The sequence below is a fragment of the Cypionkella sinensis genome, assembly GCF_042646385.1.
Classification (GTDB): Bacteria; Pseudomonadota; Alphaproteobacteria; order Rhodobacterales; family Rhodobacteraceae; genus Cypionkella; species Cypionkella sinensis.
The window spans coordinates 403,032-424,567 of sequence record NZ_JBHRTO010000001.1; the positions used below are offsets into that span (position 1 = coordinate 403,032).

A 21,536-nucleotide genomic window follows, 5' to 3' on the forward strand; every position below is an offset into this window, starting at 1 on the left:
TAAGGCTGCGGATCGTCAGACATGAAAAAACCCGCCTCGGCTGAGGCGGGTTTTTGTTTGGGCGTGATGCCCGCGTTACGGCTGCGGGCAGACGCCATTGACCAGCGCCACGCTGCAGGTGCTGGGCGCAGTCGTGGTTGCCGGAGCCGTGCTTGCCGCCGGTGCGGATGGTGCAGGCGCGGTTGCGACCGGCGCCGCAGTTGCAGGCGCTGTGGTTGCTGGAGCAGTCGTTGCCGGAGCGGTGGCCGCAGGTGCGGTCGCGGCGGCAGGTGCAGCCGAAGCCGTCGCATCGACGGCAGGGGCGGGCGTGACAGCAGGTGCTGCGGGCAGGGTCGTGGCACCCGGCAGCATGGTGGGCGTGGCGCTCAGCACCGGAGCCACAGCCTCAACTGGGGCAGTGGCAGGGGCAGGCTTTTTCTTTTTCGGCGCGGGCGGCGGCAGTTTCAGCTTGTCGGGATAGCTGCCATCGGCGTTCAGCACCACAACCTTGGCACCGTCCTGCACGCGGTTATAAAGATCCATCACGTCTTGGTTGATCATGCGGATACAGCCCGACGAGGCGTTCTTGCCGATCGAAAACCATTCCGGCGTGCCGTGGATGCGGTAGCCGTAATCAACACCATTGGTGGTCAGATAGAGCGCGCGCGCGCCCAGCGGGTTGGTCGGACCACCCGGCTGGCCTTTTTCCCATTTGGCCAGTTCGGGCTTGCGCTCGATCATTTCCGGCGGCGGTGTCCATTTCGGCCAATGCGTGCGGTTGGTGATGTTGGCCACACCCGCCCACTGGAACCCGGCCTTGCCCACGGCGATGCCATAGCGCAGTGCGGTGTTCTTGCCGTTGATGAAATACAGATGCTTCTCGGCCGGGTTGATGATGATTGTGCCAACGGCTTCGCCGCTTTCATAAGCGACCTGCTGCACCTGGAAGTCGGCAGGCACCTTTTCGACCGGAACGGTCGGCACGGTAAAACCATCATCGGTGACGCCCGCGTAATGCGCGGTGTTGTCGGCGGGGATTGGCGGCTGCGCCACAGTGGGGGTCACGCTGCTTGGCGTGGTGCCCGGCACACAAGCGGCCAGTGTCAGCGACAGGGCTGTCGCCGCCAGAAGATTAACAGTCAGAAAACGCATGCATCGGCCTATCAAAAAGGGATGGCCCTGCAGAGCCGTCCGGATTCTCTTGTAAAGACGCTAGATCAGGGCAAAAGCAAGGTCAAAGCCCTTGTTTCCAAAGCCTGCATAATCACAAAGCCGTGCGCGGATTTTTGATCCGTGGCCCTGATCCAGCCTGTGCGTGTCAAAGCGTTGTGCGCAGATGCCACAGTTCAGGGAAGAGTTCGACATCCAACATCCGGCGCAGATAGCTGACCCCGCCCGTGCCGCCGGTGCCGCGTTTGAGGCCGATCACGCGTTCTACGGTGGTCACGTGATTGAAACGCCAGCGGCGGAAGTAATCTTCGAAATCCACCAGTTTCTCGGCGAGTTCATAAGCCTGCCAATAGCGCGTCGGCTCACGATAAACCATTTCCCAGATCCGCTGCACGCCTTCATGCACGCTCCAGGGCTGGCGGAGATCGCGGGTCAGCACATCTGGCGGCACCGGCAGGCCGGCACGCGCCAGATGGCGCAGGGCCTCGTCATACAGGCTCGGGCGGGCGAGTTCGGCCTCTAGCAGCGCCGTCAGATCGGCGCGGTGGGCATGTGGTTTCAGCATCGCCAGATTGCGGTTGCCGACCGCATATTCGATCAACCGGTATTGCCAGGACTGAAACCCCGACGATTGCCCCAAGCCTTCGCGGAAGGTGGTGTAATCCGATGGCGTCATCGTGCGCAACACGTCCCAGGCGTTGTTCAACTGCTCGAAAATGCGGGAAATCCGCGCCAGCATCTTGAAGGCTTCCGGCGCGCGGTCGGCGGCGATGGCCAGACGGGCGGCATTCATCTCGTGCAGCGCCAGCTTCATCCACAATTCGGATGTCTGGTGCTGGATGATGAACAGCATTTCGTCATGCGCCGGGGTAAGCTGTTTCTGCGCCGAGAGAATCTGGTCGATGTGCAGATAGTCGCCGTAGGACATCCGCCCATCGAACGACATCTGCGCGCCTTCGGTGGCGGGGTTGTAGGGGGTGGCTGCGTGCATCGGGCAGCCGGATTTTGCATCATGGGTCATTCATACGCTCCTGTCATATAGGGGTTGCCCCCGGATGGGTTCAGGCGATGGAATGGGTGCGGCAGTTCAGAACCGAGATGGCGCCGATGGTGCGCCATTCGGCGATCCAGCCGGCGGGTCGGCAGAGTGCGGGAAGGGGCGTCATCTTGGTGCAAATACTCCCGCCGGAGGCTCCGGCGGCGGCCAAGGGAGCCTCCGGCGGGAGTATTTTTGCCAAGATGAAGCGATAGCGCATCAGGTGACTTTCGCGCGGGTTTTGTATTCCGAGCGGTCCCAGAGATTGTTTTGCATGATGTCGGCGATGATCTTGATCGCCTTGTCCACGTCAGCGGCGTCGATGAACAAGGGGGTGAAGCCGCAGCGGATGATGTCGGGGGCGCGGAAATCGCCGATCACGCCGCGCGCGATCATCGCCTGCATGATGGCGTAGCCTTCGGGGTGGCGGAAGGAAACCTGGCTGCCGCGTTCGGCGTGGTTGCGCGGGGTGGCAAGGGTCAGGCTGGGGCAGGCGGCTTCGATGCCCGCGATATATTGGTCTTGCAGCGCCAGCGAGGTTTTACGCAGCGCGGCCATATCGATACCGTCCCAGATATCGAGCGAGGCTTCCAGTGCCGCCAGTTGCAGGATCGGCGGGGTGCCGACGCGCATCCGCTCGGCCCCCGTTGCGGGGCGGTAGTCCAGATCAAAGGCGAAGGGGGCGGCGTGGCCTTGCCAGCCTGACAGAGCCGGGCGGGCGGTGTCGGCATGGCGGGGGGCGACATAGATAAACGCCGGGCCGCCGGGGCCGGAGTTCAGGTATTTATAGCTGCAACCCACCGCGAAGTCGGCATTGCATTTGGCGAGTTCCACTTGGAATGCACCTGCGCTATGCGCCAGATCCCAGATCGTCAGCGCGCCGTGCTGGTGCGCGCGGGCGGTGATGGCGGCCATGTTGTGCCGCCGCCCAGTGCGGTAATCGACCTCGGTGATCATCGTCACTGCAACGGTACCGTCGATGGCGTCCAGCACATCCTCGGGGGCGACGGTTTTCAGCGTGTAACCATTGCCCAAGGTGCGGCACAGACCCTCAGCCATGTAGAGGTCGGACGGGAAGTTTCCGGTATCCGAAAGAATGACTTTACGGGTCGGGTTCATTTCCAGACAGGAGGCGAGGGCCTGATAGACCTTGATTGACAGCGTATCGCCCATCACCACATGGCCCGCTTCCGCGCCGATCAGCCGCGCGATGCGGTCGCCCACGCGCATCGGCTTGTCCATCCACGCGGCCTTGTTCCAGGCGGTGATCAGCATGTCGCCCCATTCTGCCGTGACCGTTTGCGCCACGCGCGCGGCGGCGGCATGTGGCAGCGGCCCCAGCGAATTGCCGTCCAGATAGATCATGCCCTGCGGCAAATGAAACTGGGCTTTGGTGGCGGCGAAATCGGTCATCGAAGGCTCCTTCAGACGCAGCGTGGCACGTCGGTTGCATCGCAGCAATAGGGGCAATGCCACGAAATTTCAAGTTTGAAATTGTTTCGAATCGATGCGGCGCGGCAAGGCGGGGCGCATGTTTGCGCTATCAGGGGCAACCGGGCATAGGGCATTGAAATTGCATTGATATTCCGATGCGGGAAATTCGTCTATCTGCGCGGTTTGGCGTGGAATATTCGACCCTAAGCGGCGCGTGAAGTTGTGGAAGCCGACAGGTTTTTCTTCAAAAGCGGCAATCAAGCGTTGATCTCTGGCCCTGCGATGCTAAGCCTCAGGGGGATTTGGCGGTCACGGTTGCTCCTTGAACCGCGCAAACGACGGGGGAACACAGTGAAAATAGGTGCGTTGAGCGAGATTTTTGCGGGCGAGAACCGGGTGGCGATGACCCCCGATTCCGCGCTGCAACTGGTGAAACTGGGGCATGTTTGCGTCATTCAGGCCGGAGCGGGGGCGAAGGCGGGGTTCTCGGACGCGCTTTACGCCAAGGCCGGGGTCGAGGTTCTGCCCACGGCTGCCGATGTGATCGCGGCAGCGGATGTGCTGGTCAAGGTGCGTGGGCCGGAAGTGGCCGAGGCGCAGGCTTTGCGCGAGGGGCAGACGCTGATCAGCTTTTTCTGGCCGGCGCAGAACCCGGAGTTGCTGGAGATTGTGAAATCTCGCGGTGCGACCGTGGTGGCGATGGATATGGTGCCGCGGATCAGCCGCGCGCAGAAGATGGACGCGCTGTCGTCGATGGCCAATATCGCAGGCTATCGCGCGGTGATCGAGGCGGGCAGCAACTTTGGCCGCTTCTTCACCGGCCAAGTGACGGCGGCGGGCAAGGTGCCTCCGGCCAAGGTTTTGGTGGTTGGTGCGGGTGTGGCAGGCTTGGCGGCGATTGGCACGTCGGTGTCGTTGGGGGCGATTGTCCACGCCTTTGACGTGCGCCCGGAAGTGGCCGAGCAGATCGAGTCGATGGGCGCTTCGTTTGTCTATCTGGAATTTGACGCCTCCGAGTTGCCGGATGGGGCTGCCACGGGCGGCTATGCGGCACCTTCCAGCCCGGCGTTTGCGGCCAAGCAGTTGGCAAAGTTCCGCGAACTTGCGCCCGAGATGGACATCGTGATCACCACCGCGCTGATCCCCGGACGCCCCGCGCCCAAGCTGTGGACTGCCGATATGGTGGCTGCGATGAAGCCCGGCTCGGTCGTGGTGGATCTGGCGGCCGAGCGTGGCGGCAACTGCGATCTGACCGTGCCGGATCAGAAGATTGTCAGCGACAACGGTGTGACAATCGTGGGCTACACCGATTTCCCCAGTCGGATGGCCGCACAGGCAAGCACACTTTACTCCACCAATATCAGGCACATGCTGACCGATCTTACACCAAAGAAAGACGGTGTGATTGATCACAACATGGGCGATGACGTGATCCGGGGCGCGACCGTTGCCAAGGCTCACGAGATCACCTTCCCGCCGCCGCCGCCAAAAATCGCGGCGATTGCGGTGCAAAAGCCGAAGGAAAAGGTCAAGGAACTGACCGTTGAAGAAAAACGCGCGGCAGAGACGGCGGCGTTCAAGGCGCAGACCCGCAATCAGGTCGGGATGCTGGTGATCGGTGGTGGCTTGATCCTGCTGGCTGGGCTTTACGCGCCTGCAAGCTTCATGTCGCATTTCATCGTATTCGTGCTGTCGGTGTATGTCGGTGTGCAGGTGATCTGGAACGTGTCGCATTCCTTGCACACGCCGCTGATGGCTGTGACCAACGCAATTTCCTCGATCATCATTCTGGGAGCCTTGATGCAGATCGGCTCGGGCAACTGGCTGGTTGTGATCCTCGGCGCATTGTCGGTGTTCATGGCGGGGATCAACATTTTCGGCGGCTTCATGGTGACACGGCGGATGCTCGCCATGTTCCAGAAGTCGTAAGGGGGCAGGCAGTATGGAATACGGATTTACCACGGCAGCCTATGTGGTTGCGGCTGTTCTGTTCATTCAATCTTTGGGCGGGCTGTCTGGTCAGGAAAGCGCCAAGCGCGCGGTCTGGTATGGTATTGTCGGCATGGCGCTGGCGATTGCGGCGACGCTTTACGGGCCAGGCGCGAGCAACTGGCTGATTTCGCTGGTGATGATCGCAGCCGGTGGCGCGATTGGCTGGTATGTCGCGCAACGGGTGCAGATGACCGAGATGCCGCAACTGGTGGCGGCGATGCACTCGCTGGTCGGCCTTGCGGCGGTGTTCATCGGCTATAACACCCATATCGAGATGGTGCGGGTGGCAGGCTTGGACGAGGCCGCCCGTTCGGCTTTGGCCGGGTTTGCAGCGGTGATCGCGCACAAAACCCCGGTGGAACTGTCGATCCTGCGGGTTGAGACTTTCCTGGGCGTGTTCATCGGTGCTGTCACCTTCACCGGCTCGGTCATCGCCTTTGGCAAACTGGCGGGCAAGGTGGACGGTAAGGCGAAAAAGCTGCCGGGTGGCCATGTGCTGAACGCGGGCGCTGCGCTGATCTCGCTGGTGTTGTTGGTGGTTTACCTGCAATCGGGCAGCACCTTGGCGCTGCTGTTGATGACGCTGGCGGCTTTGTTCATCGGCTATCACCTGATCATGGGTATTGGTGGTGCGGATATGCCGGTGGTGGTGTCGATGCTGAACAGCTATTCCGGCTGGGCAGCGGCGGCGATTGGTTTCTCGTTGTCGAACGACCTTTTGATCGTGGTCGGTGCGCTGGTGGGTTCTTCGGGTGCGATCCTGTCTTACATCATGTGCAAGGCGATGAACCGTTCGTTCATCTCGGTGATCCTCGGCGGGTTTGGCGGCACCACGGGTCCGGCGATGGAGGTCACGGGTGAGCAGGTGGCGATTGACACCGAAGGCGTGGCTGCTTTGCTGAACGATGCCGACAGCATCATCATCATTCCGGGTTACGGCATGGCGGTGGCGCAGGCGCAGCAATCGGTGTCGGAGCTGACCCGCAAGCTGCGCGCGGCGGGCAAGACGGTGCGTTTCGCGATCCACCCGGTTGCGGGCCGTTTGCCCGGCCACATGAACGTGCTGCTGGCCGAGGCGAAAGTGCCCTATGACATCGTGATGGAGATGGACGAGATCAACGAGGATTTCCCCTCGACCGACGTGGCCATCGTGATCGGCTCGAACGACATCGTCAATCCGGCTGCGCAAGAAGATCCGAACTCGCCCATCGCCGGGATGCCGGTGCTGGAATGCTGGAAGGCCAAGCAGGTGATTGTGTCCAAGCGCGGGCAGGGGACGGGCTATTCCGGTATCGAAAATCCGTTGTTCTACAAGGAAAACACCCGGATGTTCTATGGCGATGCCAAGAAATCGCTGGATGCTTTGCTGCCGTTGATTGAGTGAGTTGCGGTGCGTGCAAGCACGCATCCTACGGTAAGACCCCGGCCAGTGCGCCGGGGTTTTGCTTTTCTGCAACAGGCGGCCTGCATACCCCGGTATGCGGCGAAAGTGCTGGCAGTCTTTCCGAAGTGACCGCCAAATGGGTCACTGTTTCTGACGTAAGGGCCCGCGATGACAACCGACCACCCCCTGCGCTATGCACTTGTCAATGAGCTGCACGCGCGGCCGTTTCCGGCATTGGCGGCCCCCTGCACGGCGGCCTACCTCGCGATCAAGGAACCGCTGGATGCGCAGAACCGTGACCGAAACGCCGACCGTGCTCATCTTTTGGCGCTGCTCGACCGTTACGGCTCGGCCCATCCGCAACCAGACGCCACGCATTTCTCGGGTCCTGTCGGGCGGGCCGATCTGAAATGGGAAAGCCATACCGAGTTTGTCACCTATTCCGCCTTCACGCCGGGGGTGTCGGCACGGGCGTTTGACCCCGCCGAGATGGAGGTTTTTCCCGCCGATTGGCTTGAGGTCGCGCCGGGCAAGCGCGTGGCTTCAGTGCTGATCCGGGTTGAGGAGATGGCGGATGAGGCTGTCATGCTGGACAAGCTGGAGGATTGGTTCGTGCCCGAAAGCCTTGCAGTCGCCCGCGTGGTGGATGGGGCGGCACTGATTGCCGGGGACTTCCGCATTGATCCGGCGGGCAACATGCGCTTTGCGGTATTCGTGCGCCCCGATACTGGCGCGCGCCGGATTGGTCGCATAGTGCAGCGGCTGTGCGAGGTCGAAACCTACCGCGCCATGTCGATGCTGGGCCTGATGCGCGCGCGCGGTCTGACGGGGCGGTTGAACGCGCTGGACCCAAGGCTGTCAGACCTCGTCTCGGGCCTTGATGGCGTGTCTCGGCCTGCCGAAGCGGCGCTGCACGAATTGCTGGCGATTTCGGCAGAACTGGAATCGCTGGCGGTGCAACATTCCTTCCGGTTTGGCGCGACGGGCGCTTACGAGGCGATTGTGAACCAGCGCATCGCGGCGCTGCGTGAAGAGCGGGTGCAAGGGCGGCAGACCTTTGGCGAGTTCATGATGCGGCGCTATGACCCCGCGATGCGCACCGTGAAATCCGCCGAGGCGCGGCTGGTGTCGATGGCCGAACGCGCACAGCGCGCGGCAGAACTGCTGCGCACGCGGGTGGATGTGGAGCGCTCGGCACAGAACCAGAAGCTGTTGGAAAGCATGGACCGCCGCGCCGATCTGGCCCTGCGCTTGCAGCATACGGTCGAGGGGCTGTCGGTCGTGGCGATCAGCTATTACGCGGTGTCGCTGGCAGGTTACGTCGCCTATCCGCTGATCGAGGAACTCGGCGTCTCGAAAGGTGTTGCCATGGCGGTGCTGACCCCACTGGTGGTGCTGGGCGTCTGGTGGGCGCTGCGGCGGATCAAGGCGGGGATGCAGTGAACGGCGGCTGCCGTGGCTTCATTCCCGCCGCCGCCCCGGACTTGATCCGGGGCCTCCTGCATCGACCAGAGGCCCCGGATCAAGTCCGGGGCGGCGTGGCGTGGCGATGATAGCGGAGCCTTCTATCGCCGCGGGTCAGCTGAACTCACCCACCATATTGCGCGCCAGTGCCGACAGGCGCTGGTCTGCGTGCAAGCTTAGCACATGGTACAGCTTGGTATAGGCGGCCTCGGGCGTCATGTCGCGGCCATCAATCACCCCCGCTTGCAGCATCAGATTGCCCGCCGCATAGGTGCCCAAAGCCACGCCGCCTTTGGGCGATTGGCTGACCGCGATCACCGGGGTACCACGGGCCTGCGCTGCCAGCAGGCCTGCGCGTAAGGCGCTGGTCTCGGGCAGGGTGCCTGCGCCGAATACGCGCAGCACCACCGCGTCGAGGGTGGTCAGTGCATGGGTCAGCAAGCCTTCGGATTGGCCGGGGGCCATGGAAAGGATACCAATCTCGGCGGCCCGATAAGACGTGAAACCGGGCACCTTGCCCGGCTGCAACGGCGGTTTGGCGCTGCGGCTGGCGGTGAAAGCATCCAGCGCCGAGCTATGCGCCTTGCGCAGCCGCGCGCCATGCAGAAGCTGGCCTGCAAACTGCGCCCAAACCCCCGGCGGAGCGGTTCTGGCGGCTTTCAGTGCATCGGACAGATTGCTCAACCCGTCAGATTTCTCCACCGTCAGGGGCCGCATTGACCCCGTCAACACCACTGGCCGCTGCAAGCCGGTCAGCGCAAAGCATAAGGCTGCGGCGCTGAACGCCAAGGTATCGGTGCCGTGCGTGATCACGAAGCCATTGTATTCGCTGTGATTGTCCACAATCGCCAGCGCGATGCGGTTCCAATCGGCGGGCGTGGCTTGGGCGCTGTCGATCAGCGGCAACAGCGGCAGCAGCGTCACATCGCTGGCGCGCAGATCGCGCAACGCGGCCTCGATCACGCCCGCACCCGGCGCAAAACCTGCCTCGGTCGCCACCATGCCAATGGTGCCGCCAGTGTGGATCAACAACAGCTTCATCTCAGATCAGCGCCCCCGGATGCGCGGGTCCAAAGCGTCGCGCAATCCGTCTCCGATATAGTTGACCGACAGCACCGTCAACGAGATCGCAAGGCCAGGCCAGATCACCCGCTCGGGGTAAACCTGCATATAGGACAGCCCGTCATACAGCAGCCGCCCCCAAGTCGGGAAATCGGGCGGAAAGCCAAGACCGAGGAAAGACAGCACGGATTCGGTGATGATCGCCTCGGCAATCCCCAAGGTTGCCGCCACCATCACGGGCGAGACGACGTTGGGCAGGATATGCCGCGTGATGATCCGGCGCGAGGCCGAGCCGATAGAGCGGGCGGCGAGGACATATTCACGCTCTTTCAGCGCCAACACCTCGCCGCGCACGATCCGCGCGGCCTGCATCCAAGATGTGATGCCGATGGCAAACACGATCAGGGTGAACGCGCCGAGTTCCGGGCCCAGAATGCTGGCGGTACGGTCGCGGAACAGCATCATGATCACCAGCAGCAGCGGGATCAGGGGCAGCGCCAGGAACATATCGGTCAGCCGCATCAGCGGGCCGTCCAGTCGGCGATAATAGCCTGCCAGCACGCCGATCAGCGTGCCAAACACAATGGCGATCAGCATCGCGACAAAGCCCACCGCCAGTGAAACTTTGCCGGCCTGTATCATCCGCTGCAACATGTCGCGGCCCAACTGATCGGTGCCCAGCGGAAATTTCAGGCTTGGGCCTTTGTTCTTCGACTTGATCGCCTCGACCACCGTCAGCTTTTCAGGGTGCCACAAATAGGGGCCGATCAGCACCGCCAAAATCAGTATGCCCAGCACCACAAGGCCGAACACCGCGCCCTTGTGGCTGCGGAACTGTGCCCAGATCGCGCGGGCGGCGTTTTCGGGTTTCGGGATGGCTGTGGTGGTCTCAGTCATAGCGAATCCTCGGATCGAGCAAGCCATAAAGCACGTCGGCAATCAGGTTGAAGGTGACGATCAGCACGGCAAAGATGAAGGCCAGCGTCTGCACCATTGGCAAGTCGCTGGCATGGATCGCGCCGATTAGCGCGGCGCCTATGCCATTCACGCCAAACAGATTTTCGGTGATAATCGCCCCACCAAAGATCGACGGGATGCCCAAGGCTATCACCGTCACCACCGGGATCATCGAATTGCGCAGCACGTGTTTCAGCACAACCACGCGTTCCGACATGCCCTTGGCGCGCGCGGTGCGGACGTAATCCATCGTCATGTTATCGAGCATGGACGAGCGCATGTAGCGGCTGATCACGGCGGCATTGGCCAGCCCCAGTGTCATCACTGGCATCGCCATCTGCTGCAATTGCTTCACAAAGCTCGGCCAATCGGTGACGGCAAGGTTGGTGTCATATTTGGTCGGAAACCAGCCCAAAGTGACGGCGAAGATGATGATGATCAGCGTGCCGGAAAAGAACGTCGGCACCGAAAACCCGATCATCGCCAGCAGCGTGCCCAACTGATCAAACAGCGAATACTGCCGGTAGGCCGAGTAGATGCCGATCGGCAGTGCGATCAGAACGCCGACGAGATAGGCGGTGCCGATCACCGTCAGCGTTTGCGGGATACGCTGGCCGATGATGGTGAACACCGGCGCGCGCGATTGCCACGACAGAATCCGCTGCTCGCCGCCCGCAAGGTTGGTGCCAAACCAGCCGTCGAACAATGTGGCAGGCTCGACCCAGAAGAATTGCCGCAGCCACAGCACATAGCGCACCATCACCGGCTGATCAGCGCCCAAAGCCTCGATCATCTTCTTGCGCACATCAGGCGGCACTGTCAGCGGAATTTCCGACATCGGCGAGCCGGGGGCGAGATCGACCAGCAGAAAGATCACCAAAGAGATGACCAAAAGCGTCGGGATGGCCAGCAATAACCTGCGCAGGGTGAAGGTAAGCATAAGCTGTGACGCCTTTGGTCAGATCTTGGGAGAGGGGGTGCGGGAGAAACGGCATGAGTGAGGGACGCGGCGGGGCCAGATCGGCCCCGCCGCAATCAAATCACTTCACGCGATACCAATCGGCCACGTTCCACATCTCGGAATCCCAAGCGTTGATTTTCACGCCGCCCAAGCTGTTGGAATGTGCAGACAAAGTGCCGCGATGCACCAGCGGGATGACCGTCATGGTGTCTTTCGTCACCATGTCGTTCAGTTCCTTGGCCAGCTTCTGCCGCTCGGCCACGTCAACCGTGGTGGACAGCACCTTGACCTTGGCGTCATAGGCCGGATCGCAGTAGCGGTTCATGTTCTCACCCTGCCACTGATTTTCGGGGCTGGGCGCGTTCACGCACTGATATTGCGACAGATAGGTTTCAGGATCGGTGCCGTCCGAGTTGTTGGCATACATCTCGACATCGGCATAGAATTTCTGGAACGTATCGGGCGAACCAGCGTCACCGCCGAAGAACACCGACGGGTCGATGGCTTTCAGCTCGACATCCACGCCCAGTTCAGTCCACCAATCCTTGATCAGCGCCTGGAAGTCCTGACGGATCGGGTTGACAGTGGATTGGTAAAGGATGTGCAACTTCTTGCCGTCTTTTTCACGGATGCCATCTGCGCCCGGCACCCAGCCAGCCTCATCCAGCAGTTTCTTGGCGCCTTCCATATCCTGTGCCAAGCAGCCGGTGTTATCCGACGCCCAAGCGGCAGGCGCTGGCACCACGTTGCAGGTCGGCGCACCGCCCGCGCCATAGCCGACGTCAGACAGGATCTGACGGTCGATGGCTTTCGAAAGTGCTGTGCGCACCTTGATGTCCGACAGGATCGGATGCGGGTGCTTGGCGGTCGAACGCTCACCCTCCGGCAGCGCCGGATCGGGATCGGTCATGTTCATCTCGATGCGTTCCACCAGCGTGCCGAACGCCACAACGAACTCACCCTTGCCAGCCGCGGTCATCGAGGCTTGGCTGTCGGGCGGAATCTGGGTGTTCCAGGCGTAGTCAAACTCGCCGGTTTCCATCACTGCGCGGGCCGAACCTTCGGCATCGCCGCCGCCTTTGATCACGGCGGTCGCAAACGCGGGCTTGGCCGGGTCGCGGTAGTTTTCATTCGCAGCCAAAGTCACGGTGTCATTGACGGTAAAGCCGGTGACTTTGAACGGGCCGGTGCCGATCGGCATGTTGTTTGGATCGGTGCAGGTCGGTGCCGCAGCGCCTTGGCATGCCGCAAACTGCGCCTTTTGCAGGATCGGCGACAGGGCCCCGACGAAGGCGGTGTAGGGATTCGGCTTCGGTCCGGTGAACGTGACTTTCACGGTCGAGGCGTCAACGGCCTCTACCTTGGCCACGCCGTCAAACTTGGAAAGCTGGGCGCAACCGCCGGCCGGGTCCATGCAATAGGCGGCGGTGAATACGGCGTCATCAGCGGTGACGGGCGAGCCATCCGACCATTTCAGATCGGGCAGCAGTTTCCAGGTGATCGAGGTCAGGTCTGCCGAGATGCCGCCGTTTTCCACGGTGGGGATTTCGGTGACAAGCTTGGGGATGATGTTGCCATCGGCGTCAAAGCCCGCCAGCGGCTCCAGCACCAGCGACGCGGCATAGACGTCTTTGGTGCCCGAGGACAGGAAGGGGTTCATGATTGAGACGGCTTGCGGGAAGGTGAACTTCACCTCGCCGTCAGTGCCGCGCTCTGCAAAGGCGGCGGGCGCGAAGGTCAGCGCGCAGGCCGCCCCGAGAAGGGCTGTTTTCAGCTTCATTGATACTCTCCTTGTTGATTGTGCTCTTTGGCCTCAGGTATCCCGGTTGATCCGGTTTGGGGGGCATAGAGGAAGCAGGCGACCTGACGGCCCGGCTCGACCTCTTGCAGTTCGGGTTTCTCGGCGTGGCAGCGCGCGAAGGCCTTCGGGCAGCGCGTGCTGAAATTGCAGCCCTTGGGGGGCCGCGCGGGCGAGGGCACATCGCCCTTTAGAATGATGCGCGGGCGGCGGGCCAGCGACGGGTCAGGCTCGTTCACCGCCGACAGCAAAGCCTCGGCATAGGGGTGAAGCGGGCGGCTGAACAAGGCATCGCGGGGCGACAGTTCGGCAATCCGGCCCAGATACATCACTGCCACCCGATCAGCGATATGGCGCACCATGGAAAGGTCATGGGAGATGAACAGATAGGTCAGCCCCAGCTTTTCCTGCAAATCTTCCAGCAGGTTGACCACCTGCGCCTGAATCGACACATCCAATGCCGCAATCGGTTCGTCACAGACGATGAACTTCGGGTTCAGCGCCAAGGCCCGCGCGATGCCGATGCGCTGGCGCTGGCCACCGGAAAACTCATGCGGAAAGCGGTTGGCGAAACGGCGGTTCAACCCCACCGCATCCATCAACTCATAGACCCGTTGCAGGCGGCGGTCGGCGTTCCAGTCGGTATGTTCGACCAAGGGTTCCGAGATGATATCGGCCAAGGTCATCCGCGGGTTCAGACTGGCCTGCGGGTCTTGAAACACCATCTGCATCGTCGGGCGCTTGCGACGCAGCGCCTCGGGTGCCAGCTTGGCGATATCCTCGCCGTCAATCACCACAGCCCCCGCTGTCGGCTCATACAGCCGCAACAACGCCCGGCCCACGGTGGATTTGCCACAACCGGATTCGCCGACCAGCCCCAAAGTCTCCCCGGCCTGAATGGCAAACGACACCCCATCCACCGCCTTCACATCGCCGGTATGGCGGCGCAGGATGCCGGTGTAGATCGGAAAATACATCTTCAGCCCGTCAACCTGAACCAGCGGAGCGGGGACGGTATCACGCATGGGCAGCCTCGCTTGCAGCGGTGGCGACAGGCGGGGCCCAGTGGCAGGCCACATCATGACCTTGGCCCAAAGTCAGACCGTCAATGCCGTGCCGCTTGGGATTGTCGACCTCGCAGCGATCAAACGCATGGGCACAGCGCGCGCGGAATGCGCAGGCGGTGGGAGCGGCGGTCATGATCGGCGGCTGGCCCTCGATCACTTGCAAGCGGCTTTCGCGCGCCCCGGTCAGCGATGGAATGGTTTTCAGCAAAGCCCGCGTGTAGGGATGCTGCGGGTTCGAAAACAACTCGCGCACCGGGGCCTGTTCCACGATCTGCCCGCCATACATCACCATCACCCGATCGGCGATGGCGGCAATCACCCCCAAATCATGCGTAATCCAGATAATCGCCATGCCCAGCTTGACGCGGAGTTCCTTTACCAATTCAAGGATTTGCGCCTGAATCGTCACATCCAGCGCCGTGGTGGGTTCATCCGCGATCAGCACATCAGGGTCACAGGCCAAGGCAATCGCGATCATCACCCGCTGACGCATGCCGCCGGAAAACTGATGCGGATAATCGCCCAGACGCTTTCGTGCATCGGGAATCCCCACCAATTCCAGCAATTCCACCGCCCGCGCTTCCGCCTGCGCCTTGCTCATCCCCATATGGCGACGCAGCGGTTCGGCAATCTGAAAGCCGACGTTGAACACCGGGTTCAGGCTGGTCATCGGGTCTTGAAAGATGAACCCGACCTTGGCACCGCGCACCGCGCGCAACTGCTCGGCAGAGATTTTCAGCAAGTCCTGATCGCCCAACATCACCGTGCCTGCGCGGATTTCCGCGGGCGGTGAGGGCAGCAAACCGATCAGCGACATCATGGTGACTGACTTGCCAGAACCACTTTCGCCGACAACGCCCAAAAGTTCACCACGTTCCAGATGGAAGCTGACATCGTTGACAGCGTGAATCTCGCCTCCGCGGGTGCGGAATACGGTTTTCAGCCCCCTCACATCAAGGACGGGCGCGGCCCGGTCGGGCATATGGAACTCCCCAGTTCTTTGTTATTCTTTGGTTTTATCCAAGGTCAGTCGATGCCGCCCCGGTTGTAGGTTCAAGTCTTGACGATTTCGCCTTAGCTATCAATCCTGAATTTTCGCCGTGATACAGATTGTTTTTCCGACATTCTGTAGTGCAAGAGCGGCACTTTGCTGGGATTGACAGGGGCGGTGGTCAAGGCCACGTTCGGCCACAACATATGGGGGCTGGAAATGATCGAACTGACGCAACGTCAAGTGCTGGACCATCTGGTTGGCTTCCCGACGGTGAGTCGCGGCAGCAATCTGGATCTGATTGATTGGCTGGAAGGCTATCTGTCAGGGCATGGCATCACGGCGCATCGGCACTGGAATGAAGACCGCAGCAAAGCCGCGTTGTTCGCGCATGTCGGGCCATGGCAGCCAGGGGGTGTGGTGCTGTCGGGTCATTCCGATGTGGTGCCTGTCGATGGGCAGGCGTGGTCGTCTGACCCTTGGGTCGTGACCGAACGCGACGGGCGGCTTTATGGGCGCGGCACCTGCGACATGAAGGGCTATGTCGCCCAGTCGGTCTGGGCCTTGGTCCGCGCGCACAAACAGGGCGTGACGCGGCCCTTGCAACTGGCCTTGTCCTATGACGAGGAACTGGGCTGCACTGGTGCGCCGCCGATGATCGCGGCCATGCAGGCGGTTCTGCCGCAAGCCTCGGCTGCGGTGATTGGCGAGCCTTCGCGGATGAAGCTGATCCACGGCCACAAGGGCGGCACCGGCTATCATGTGCATGTGAAGGGGTTCGAGGTGCATTCCTCGCTGCTACCCTACGGCGTCTCGGCGATCATGGAAGGCGCGCGGCTGATCGGTTGGGTCAATGCCAAGAACGCCGAGATTCAGGCGCGGCCCATCTCGGACGTGGCCGCCACCTTCTATCCGCCCTTCACCACGCTGCATGTCGGCATGATCGCTGGTGGCACCGCGCATAACATCACCGCAGGCGATTGCAAGTTCGCCGTCGAAATGCGCGTCGTGCCCGGCGAGGATGCCGACGCACTGGCTGCGGAATTTGAGGCAGAGGCGCACCGTCTTGATGCCGCACTGAAAGCCGTGCGCCCCGAAGCAGGCGTTACGCTGGAGCGGTTTTTCGGCGTGCCGGGCCTGAAGCCCGAAGTCGATGGCCCCGCTGAACATCTGGTGCGGCAGTTGACCGGCGATAACACCGTCGGCGTGGTGTCCTACGGTACCGAGGCCGGGCAGTTCCAAGAGGCTGGCTATTCCGCCGTGGTCTGTGGCCCCGGTGACATCGCGCAAGCGCATCAGGTTGATGAATATCTGGAATTGTCAGAATGGCACGCCGGATTGCGCTTCATGGAAGGTCTGCTGGAGACGTTGAAGTGATGCAATTCCCGATCTCGGAAGCCAATAAACCCCGCTTCACCGCCGCCTTGCCCGCCGCCTGCGATGTGGTGGTGCTGGGCGGTGGCGTGATCGGCGTGATGACCGCTTGGCATCTGGCGGAACGCGGCCTGAAAGTGGTGCTGTGCGAAAAGGGCCGCATCGCGGGCGAGCAGAGCAGCCGCAACTGGGGTTGGATTCGCCAGCAGGGCCGTGATTTGGGCGAATTGCCGATCATGGTCGAAAGCTTGCGGATATGGAAATCCTTGGCGCAGGAATTTGGCGCAGGCTTGGGCTTTCGGCAGGAAGGTGTGATGTATCTCGCCCGCACCGAGGCCGAAATGCAGGGCTTTGCCGACTGGCTGGTGCATGCACGCGCGCATGGCCTTGATACCGTGATGCAATCGGCGGGGCAGGTGCAGGACGCGATCAAAGGCGCTGCGGCACCTTGGGTTGGCGGCTTGCTGACGCCATCCGATGCGCGGGCCGAGCCTTGGGTGGCGGTGCCGATGCTGGCCGAGGGTGCTGTCGCACGCGGTGCCGTGCTGATCGAAGATTGCGCCGTGCGCCGTCTGGACCGGGCAGGGGGCCGCATCACCGGCGTTTACACCGAAAAAGGCCGCATCGCCTGCGATCAGGTGGTGGTGGCGGGCGGCGCGTGGTCGTCACTGTTCCTGCGCGCCGAGGGGGTGGTGATCCCACAGCTCGCGGTCCTGGCATCGGTGGCGGCCACCGAGGCGATGCCCGAAGCCTATGCTGGCAACGTCGCCGATGATCGCTTCGCCTTCCGCCGCCGTCTCGATGGCGGCTATAGCATCGCACCGGGGGCTGCCCATGATTTCTTCATCGGCCCCGACGCGTTCCGCCATATGCTGACCTACATTCCGGTTCTGAAAAAGGATTTCAGATCAACGGTGTTCCGCCCTGCCGCCCCGAAACACTATCCCGATGCTTGGGGCACGCCGCGCAAATGGCAGGCCGATCAAGTCTCGCCTTTTGAGCGTATCCGCGTGCTGAACCCAAGCCCGAACATGAAAGCGCTGTCAGATGTGCAGGACAATTTCGCCCAAGCCCTACCGGAACTTGGACGTCCGAAACTGAAAGCCGCCTGGGCCGGGATGATCGACACCATGCCCGATGTGGTGCCGGTGATCGACCGGGTCGCCGCCGTGCCCGGTCTGGTGATCGCAACGGGGATGAGCGGCCACGGCTTTGGCATCGGCCCCGGCATGGGCCGGGTGGTGGCTGATCTGGTCGCCGGGAAAGACACGGGCCACGATTTGTCGCGCTTCCGGCTGTCGCGGTTCAGCGATGGCAGCAAAATCGCGCCGGGACCAAGCCTGTAGCCGGCTTGCTGGTTGCAGCGTAGAACGCTCCGCGGGGAGTATTTAGACCAAGATGAATGGCTTGCAGCTTCATCTTCGTCTAAATACTCCCGCCGGAGGCTTCCGCAATGACCCCCACGCGGGGCGGCGCAAATTCGGGTAGGGTGCGTGATCTCACGCACCCCGCCAAGGCTATTCTGCCGCGACCTTGATCACCGGCTCCATCGAGGCCAGCAAGTCAGCCGACAGGTGGCATTTCACCTGATGGCCATCCTCCAGCATCTGCACGGGGGGCATTTCGCGGTCACACAATCCGCCCGGCACCTGAGATTTCCAGCGGCAGCGGGTCTGGAACGGGCAGCCGGGCGGCGGGTTCATCGCCGAAGGAATATCGCCGTCCAGCACGATGCGCTTGCGGATCACCTTGGTATCGGCAATCGGCACGGCCGACAGCAAAGCCTCGGTATAGGGGTGATAGGGCGGTTGGAACACCTGATCGGTGGTGCCCATTTCCACCACATGACCCAGATACATCACCATTACGCGGTCAGACAGATACCGCACGATGGAAAGGTCGTGGCTGATGAACAGCAAGGTTGTCTTGTTCTCGCGCTGAATGTCCATCAGCAGATCGGTGACGGCGGCCTGCACCGACACGTCCAGCGCGCTGACAGGTTCATCCGCGACCACCACCTTGGCACCGCCCGCAAAAGCCCGCGCGATACCGACACGCTGCTTTTGCCCACCTGATAGCTGGCGCGGCATCCGCTCGGCAAAGGCGCGGGGCAGTTTCACAAGGTCCAGAAGTTCCAGCATCCGGGCGTGCCGCTCTTCATCCGAGCCCCCCTGCTTGAAAATCTCAAGCGCGCGGATGATCTGGCGGCCGACGTTCATTGACGGGTTCAGCGTGTCAAACGGGTTCTGGAACACCATCTGCACGCTCGACACGGTATCGGTGTTGCGCTGCTGGATCGGCGTTGATTGCACGTTTTCATCGAACAACAGGATTGAACCGCTGGTTGCGGTTTCCAGCCCCATCAACACCTTGGCAAAGGTGGATTTGCCGCAACCGGATTCGCCGACAATGGCGAGGGTTTCGCCTTCGCGCGCTTCGAAGCTGAGAGTTTCATTGGCCTTCACAACCTTGGCGGTGCCGCTGCCGAAAGCGCCCGAGGATACCGAATAGTATTTCTTCAGATCCTCCATCTTCAGCACCACTTTGCCAATCGGAGTCTTTTCCTTGCTGGCTTTCAGCGCCATCGGGGCAGCCCAGTCGATTTCGGTCCATTTGATGCAGCGCGTGGCATGACGGTCCCCACCCGGCACCGGGAACATCGGCACTTCGGCGGCGTTGCAGCGGCCATCCTGAAAATAGTCGCAGCGCGGGCCGAAATTGCAGCCCTTGGGACGTTCATGCGGCAGCGGGAAGTTGCCCGGAATCGCCACCAGTGGGTGCGAGTTCTTGTCGGCCCCCGGCAGTGGGATCGAGCGGAACAAAGCCTGCGTGTAGGGGTGGCGCATCTTGTCGAACACTTCGACAACATTGCCGGTTTCCACCGCCTCGCCGGAATACATCACGCAAAGCCGGTCGCAGACATCCAGGATCAGGCCAAGGTTATGGCTGATGAACAGCATTGAGGTGCCGTATTTGTGGCCCAAGTCCTTGACCAGATCGACGATCCCTGCCTCAACCGTCACATCAAGTGCCGTGGTGGGTTCATCGAGGATCAGCAGGGCAGGTTTGCTCATCAGCGCCATCGCAATGACGATGCGCTGCTGCTGGCCGCCTGACAACTGGTGCGGATAGCTTTGCAGCATCCGGTCGGGGTCGGGCAGGCGCACGTCGGCCACGATCTGCCGCGCCAGCGCCCAAGCTTCATCCTTCGACATGCCCTGATGGATCATCGGCACTTCGGCCAGTTGCGCGCCGATCTTCATCGCCGGGTTCAGCGAGGCCATCGGTTCCTGATAGATCATCGCGATTTCCGAACCGCGAATATGGCGCAGCTCGTCATCTGTCATATGCGTCAGATCACGGCCCTTGAACTTGATGCTGCCGCCAACGATCCGCCCGTTCTTGCCCAGATCGCGCATCACCGCCAGCGCCACGGTGGATTTGCCACAGCCGGATTCGCCCACCAGCCCCATCGCTTCGCCCGCCATGACGGTGCAGGAAAAGTCCATCACCGCCGGGATTTCCCGCATGCGCGTGAAGAAACTGATCGAGAGGTTTTCGATCTCGAGGATGGGTTTCGACGGATCCCAAGCAGTGTCGGTCATGGCTAGCCTCGCTTTGACGGAGAGGGCGGGACCGGGGGCTAGCCCCCGGACCCCCAGGATATTTGAGCGCAGAGGATGACCAAAGCGGTCAGTCCTTCAGGCTTTCTTCGCGCAGACCATCGGCCAGCAGGTTCAGGCCCAGCACAAGGCTCATCAGCGCAAGGGCAGGGGTGATGGCGGGGTGCAGATACAGCGACAACAGCTTGCGGCCATCGTCGATGGTTGAGCCCCAGTCGGGGGATTCCGGGCTGACACCCAACCCGAAGAAACCCAAGGTGCCCAAAAGGATCGTGGTATAGCCGATGCGCAGACAAAAATCGACGATCAGCGGCCCGCGGGCGTTGGGCAGAATTTCCCACAGCATGATGTACCAAGCCGATTCACCACGGGTTTGGCCCGCTGCCACATAGTCACGTGCTTTCAGATCCATCACGATGCCGCGCACGATACGGAACACGGTGGGCGAGTTCACGAAGACCACCGACACGAACACGTTCAGCAGATTCGGGTCCATCGACCAGATGCCCAGCGGGTCCATGTTGAACGCAAGGCCCATATAGGCCCACAGACCCACCACCAGCGTGATGCCAACATAGATGTTGCGTTTCGGCGGGTTGGTGAAGAAGCGTGAGTTGAACAGCACCGTCAGGAAGATCACCGGGAAGATGAACAGCACTGCCGCCAGCACCACCGGGATGTTGGTGTTGCGGATCTCCGGCGTCACCAACAGGTAGAACAGCAAGATCACCGGGAAGGCCAGCACAAGGTTGGCCAGGAAAGACAGCACCGTATCCAGCTTGCCGCCGAAATAGCCCGCAGGCAGGCCGAGGGTCACGCCCATGATGAAGGCGAAGGTGGTGGCGGCAGGCGCAATCGTCAGCACCCGGCGCGCGCCCATCACCACGCGGCTGAACACATCGCGGGCCAGATGATCGGCGCCGAGCAAGAAGTAGGCGTATTGGCCATCCTTCACATCCACCAGCGGCGTGCCGGGCGGGGGGTTCTTGACCCGGCCGAACTGCGCAATCGGGTCCATGGTGATGATCATATCGGCAAAGATCGCCGTATAGACCCAGAACATCACCAGCGCGAAGCCGATCATGCCGACGGGGCTGTCAAACAGCTTGCCGTAAAGCCCAAGCTTGCGCTTGTAGCGGATCGACACCGCAAAGGTGATGATCAGGGCGATCCAGACCGGCAGGAATTGCTGCACGATGCGGGCAATGATCTGGCCCCAGCTTAGAAGGGTAGTTTGGTCCATT

General features: G+C 61.7%; 17 protein-coding genes. 5 read left to right on the forward strand and 12 right to left on the reverse strand.

The window, feature by feature from the left end:
* Positions 1-75: 75 nt before the first annotated feature.
* From ACFOGH_RS02020 to ACFOGH_RS02035, 4 genes are all read right to left on the reverse strand, one after another.
* Positions 76-1,131 (reverse strand): L,D-transpeptidase, encoded by a 1,056-nt coding sequence (locus ACFOGH_RS02020; RefSeq protein WP_380071382.1) that lies wholly within the window; start codon positions 1,129-1,131, stop codon positions 76-78.
* Positions 1,132-1,297: 166 nt separating this feature from the next.
* Entirely contained in the window at positions 1,298-2,170 is an 873-nt protein-coding gene (gene kynA / locus ACFOGH_RS02025) for a tryptophan 2,3-dioxygenase (protein ID WP_380071383.1), read from the reverse strand.
* A 234-nt stretch (positions 2,171-2,404) separates the two neighbouring features.
* Positions 2,405-3,598 (reverse strand): kynureninase, encoded by a 1,194-nt coding sequence (kynU, locus tag ACFOGH_RS02030; RefSeq protein ID WP_380071384.1) that lies wholly within the window; start codon positions 3,596-3,598, stop codon positions 2,405-2,407.
* A 69-nt stretch (positions 3,599-3,667) separates the two neighbouring features.
* The gene (locus tag ACFOGH_RS02035) at positions 3,668-3,880 is read right to left on the reverse strand and encodes a hypothetical protein (RefSeq protein ID WP_380071385.1); all 213 of its coding nucleotides are present in this window, start codon (positions 3,878-3,880) and stop codon (positions 3,668-3,670) included.
* Positions 3,881-3,970: 90 nt separating this feature from the next.
* Here ACFOGH_RS02035 and ACFOGH_RS02040 point away from each other — a divergent pair, with 90 nt between their 5' ends.
* From ACFOGH_RS02040 to ACFOGH_RS02050, 3 genes are all read left to right on the forward strand, one after another.
* Complete coding sequence (locus ACFOGH_RS02040; RefSeq protein ID WP_380071386.1) at positions 3,971-5,548, forward strand: Re/Si-specific NAD(P)(+) transhydrogenase subunit alpha; 1,578 nt, start codon at positions 3,971-3,973, stop codon at positions 5,546-5,548.
* Between the two features lie 13 nt (positions 5,549-5,561).
* Complete coding sequence (locus ACFOGH_RS02045; RefSeq protein ID WP_380071387.1) at positions 5,562-6,995, forward strand: NAD(P)(+) transhydrogenase (Re/Si-specific) subunit beta; 1,434 nt, start codon at positions 5,562-5,564, stop codon at positions 6,993-6,995.
* Positions 6,996-7,163: 168 nt separating this feature from the next.
* Positions 7,164-8,438, forward strand: coding sequence for a DUF3422 family protein (locus ACFOGH_RS02050; RefSeq protein ID WP_380071388.1), 1,275 nt, complete (start codon positions 7,164-7,166; stop codon positions 8,436-8,438).
* Between the two features lie 135 nt (positions 8,439-8,573).
* Here ACFOGH_RS02050 and ACFOGH_RS02055 read toward each other — a convergent pair whose 3' ends face one another.
* The 6 genes from ACFOGH_RS02055 to ACFOGH_RS02080 form a co-directional block, all read right to left on the reverse strand.
* A complete protein-coding gene (locus ACFOGH_RS02055; RefSeq protein WP_380071389.1) occupies positions 8,574-9,500 on the reverse strand; it encodes an asparaginase in 927 nt (308 codons plus the stop codon).
* Positions 9,501-9,506: 6 nt separating this feature from the next.
* Positions 9,507-10,418 (reverse strand): ABC transporter permease, encoded by a 912-nt coding sequence (locus ACFOGH_RS02060; RefSeq protein WP_380071390.1) that lies wholly within the window; start codon positions 10,416-10,418, stop codon positions 9,507-9,509.
* Positions 10,411-11,418, reverse strand: a complete 1,008-nt coding sequence (locus ACFOGH_RS02065) for an ABC transporter permease (RefSeq protein WP_380071391.1) — start codon at positions 11,416-11,418, stop codon at positions 10,411-10,413. The genes ACFOGH_RS02060 and ACFOGH_RS02065 overlap by 8 nt, the downstream gene beginning before the upstream one ends.
* Before the next feature lie 100 nt (positions 11,419-11,518).
* Positions 11,519-13,219, reverse strand: coding sequence for a peptide ABC transporter substrate-binding protein (locus ACFOGH_RS02070; RefSeq protein WP_380071392.1), 1,701 nt, complete (start codon positions 13,217-13,219; stop codon positions 11,519-11,521).
* Positions 13,216-14,262, reverse strand: coding sequence for an ABC transporter ATP-binding protein (locus ACFOGH_RS02075; protein WP_380071393.1), 1,047 nt, complete (start codon positions 14,260-14,262; stop codon positions 13,216-13,218). The genes ACFOGH_RS02070 and ACFOGH_RS02075 overlap by 4 nt, the downstream gene beginning before the upstream one ends.
* Positions 14,255-15,286 (reverse strand): ABC transporter ATP-binding protein, encoded by a 1,032-nt coding sequence (locus ACFOGH_RS02080; RefSeq protein WP_380071394.1) that lies wholly within the window; start codon positions 15,284-15,286, stop codon positions 14,255-14,257. The genes ACFOGH_RS02075 and ACFOGH_RS02080 overlap by 8 nt, the downstream gene beginning before the upstream one ends.
* A gap of 228 nt (positions 15,287-15,514) precedes the next feature.
* Between ACFOGH_RS02080 and argE the strand changes: the two genes are divergently transcribed.
* Both argE and ACFOGH_RS02090 read left to right on the forward strand, forming a co-directional pair.
* Positions 15,515-16,672 carry an acetylornithine deacetylase gene (gene argE / locus ACFOGH_RS02085; protein ID WP_380073948.1) on the forward strand — a complete coding sequence of 386 codons (1,158 nt, stop codon included), beginning with the start codon at positions 15,515-15,517 and terminating at the stop codon, positions 16,670-16,672.
* On the forward strand, positions 16,672-18,015 hold the full coding sequence (locus ACFOGH_RS02090; RefSeq protein WP_380071395.1) for an NAD(P)/FAD-dependent oxidoreductase: 1,344 nt from the start codon (positions 16,672-16,674) through the stop codon (positions 18,013-18,015). Before argE ends, ACFOGH_RS02090 begins: the two co-directional genes overlap by 1 nt.
* Before the next feature lie 171 nt (positions 18,016-18,186).
* Here ACFOGH_RS02090 and ACFOGH_RS02095 read toward each other — a convergent pair whose 3' ends face one another.
* The gene (locus ACFOGH_RS02095; protein WP_380071396.1) at positions 18,187-20,274 is read right to left on the reverse strand and encodes a dipeptide ABC transporter ATP-binding protein; all 2,088 of its coding nucleotides are present in this window, start codon (positions 20,272-20,274) and stop codon (positions 18,187-18,189) included.
* An 88-nt stretch (positions 20,275-20,362) separates the two neighbouring features.
* On the reverse strand, positions 20,363-21,535 hold the full coding sequence (locus tag ACFOGH_RS02100) for an ABC transporter permease (RefSeq protein WP_380071397.1): 1,173 nt from the start codon (positions 21,533-21,535) through the stop codon (positions 20,363-20,365).
* Position 21,536: the final 1 nt, after the last annotated feature.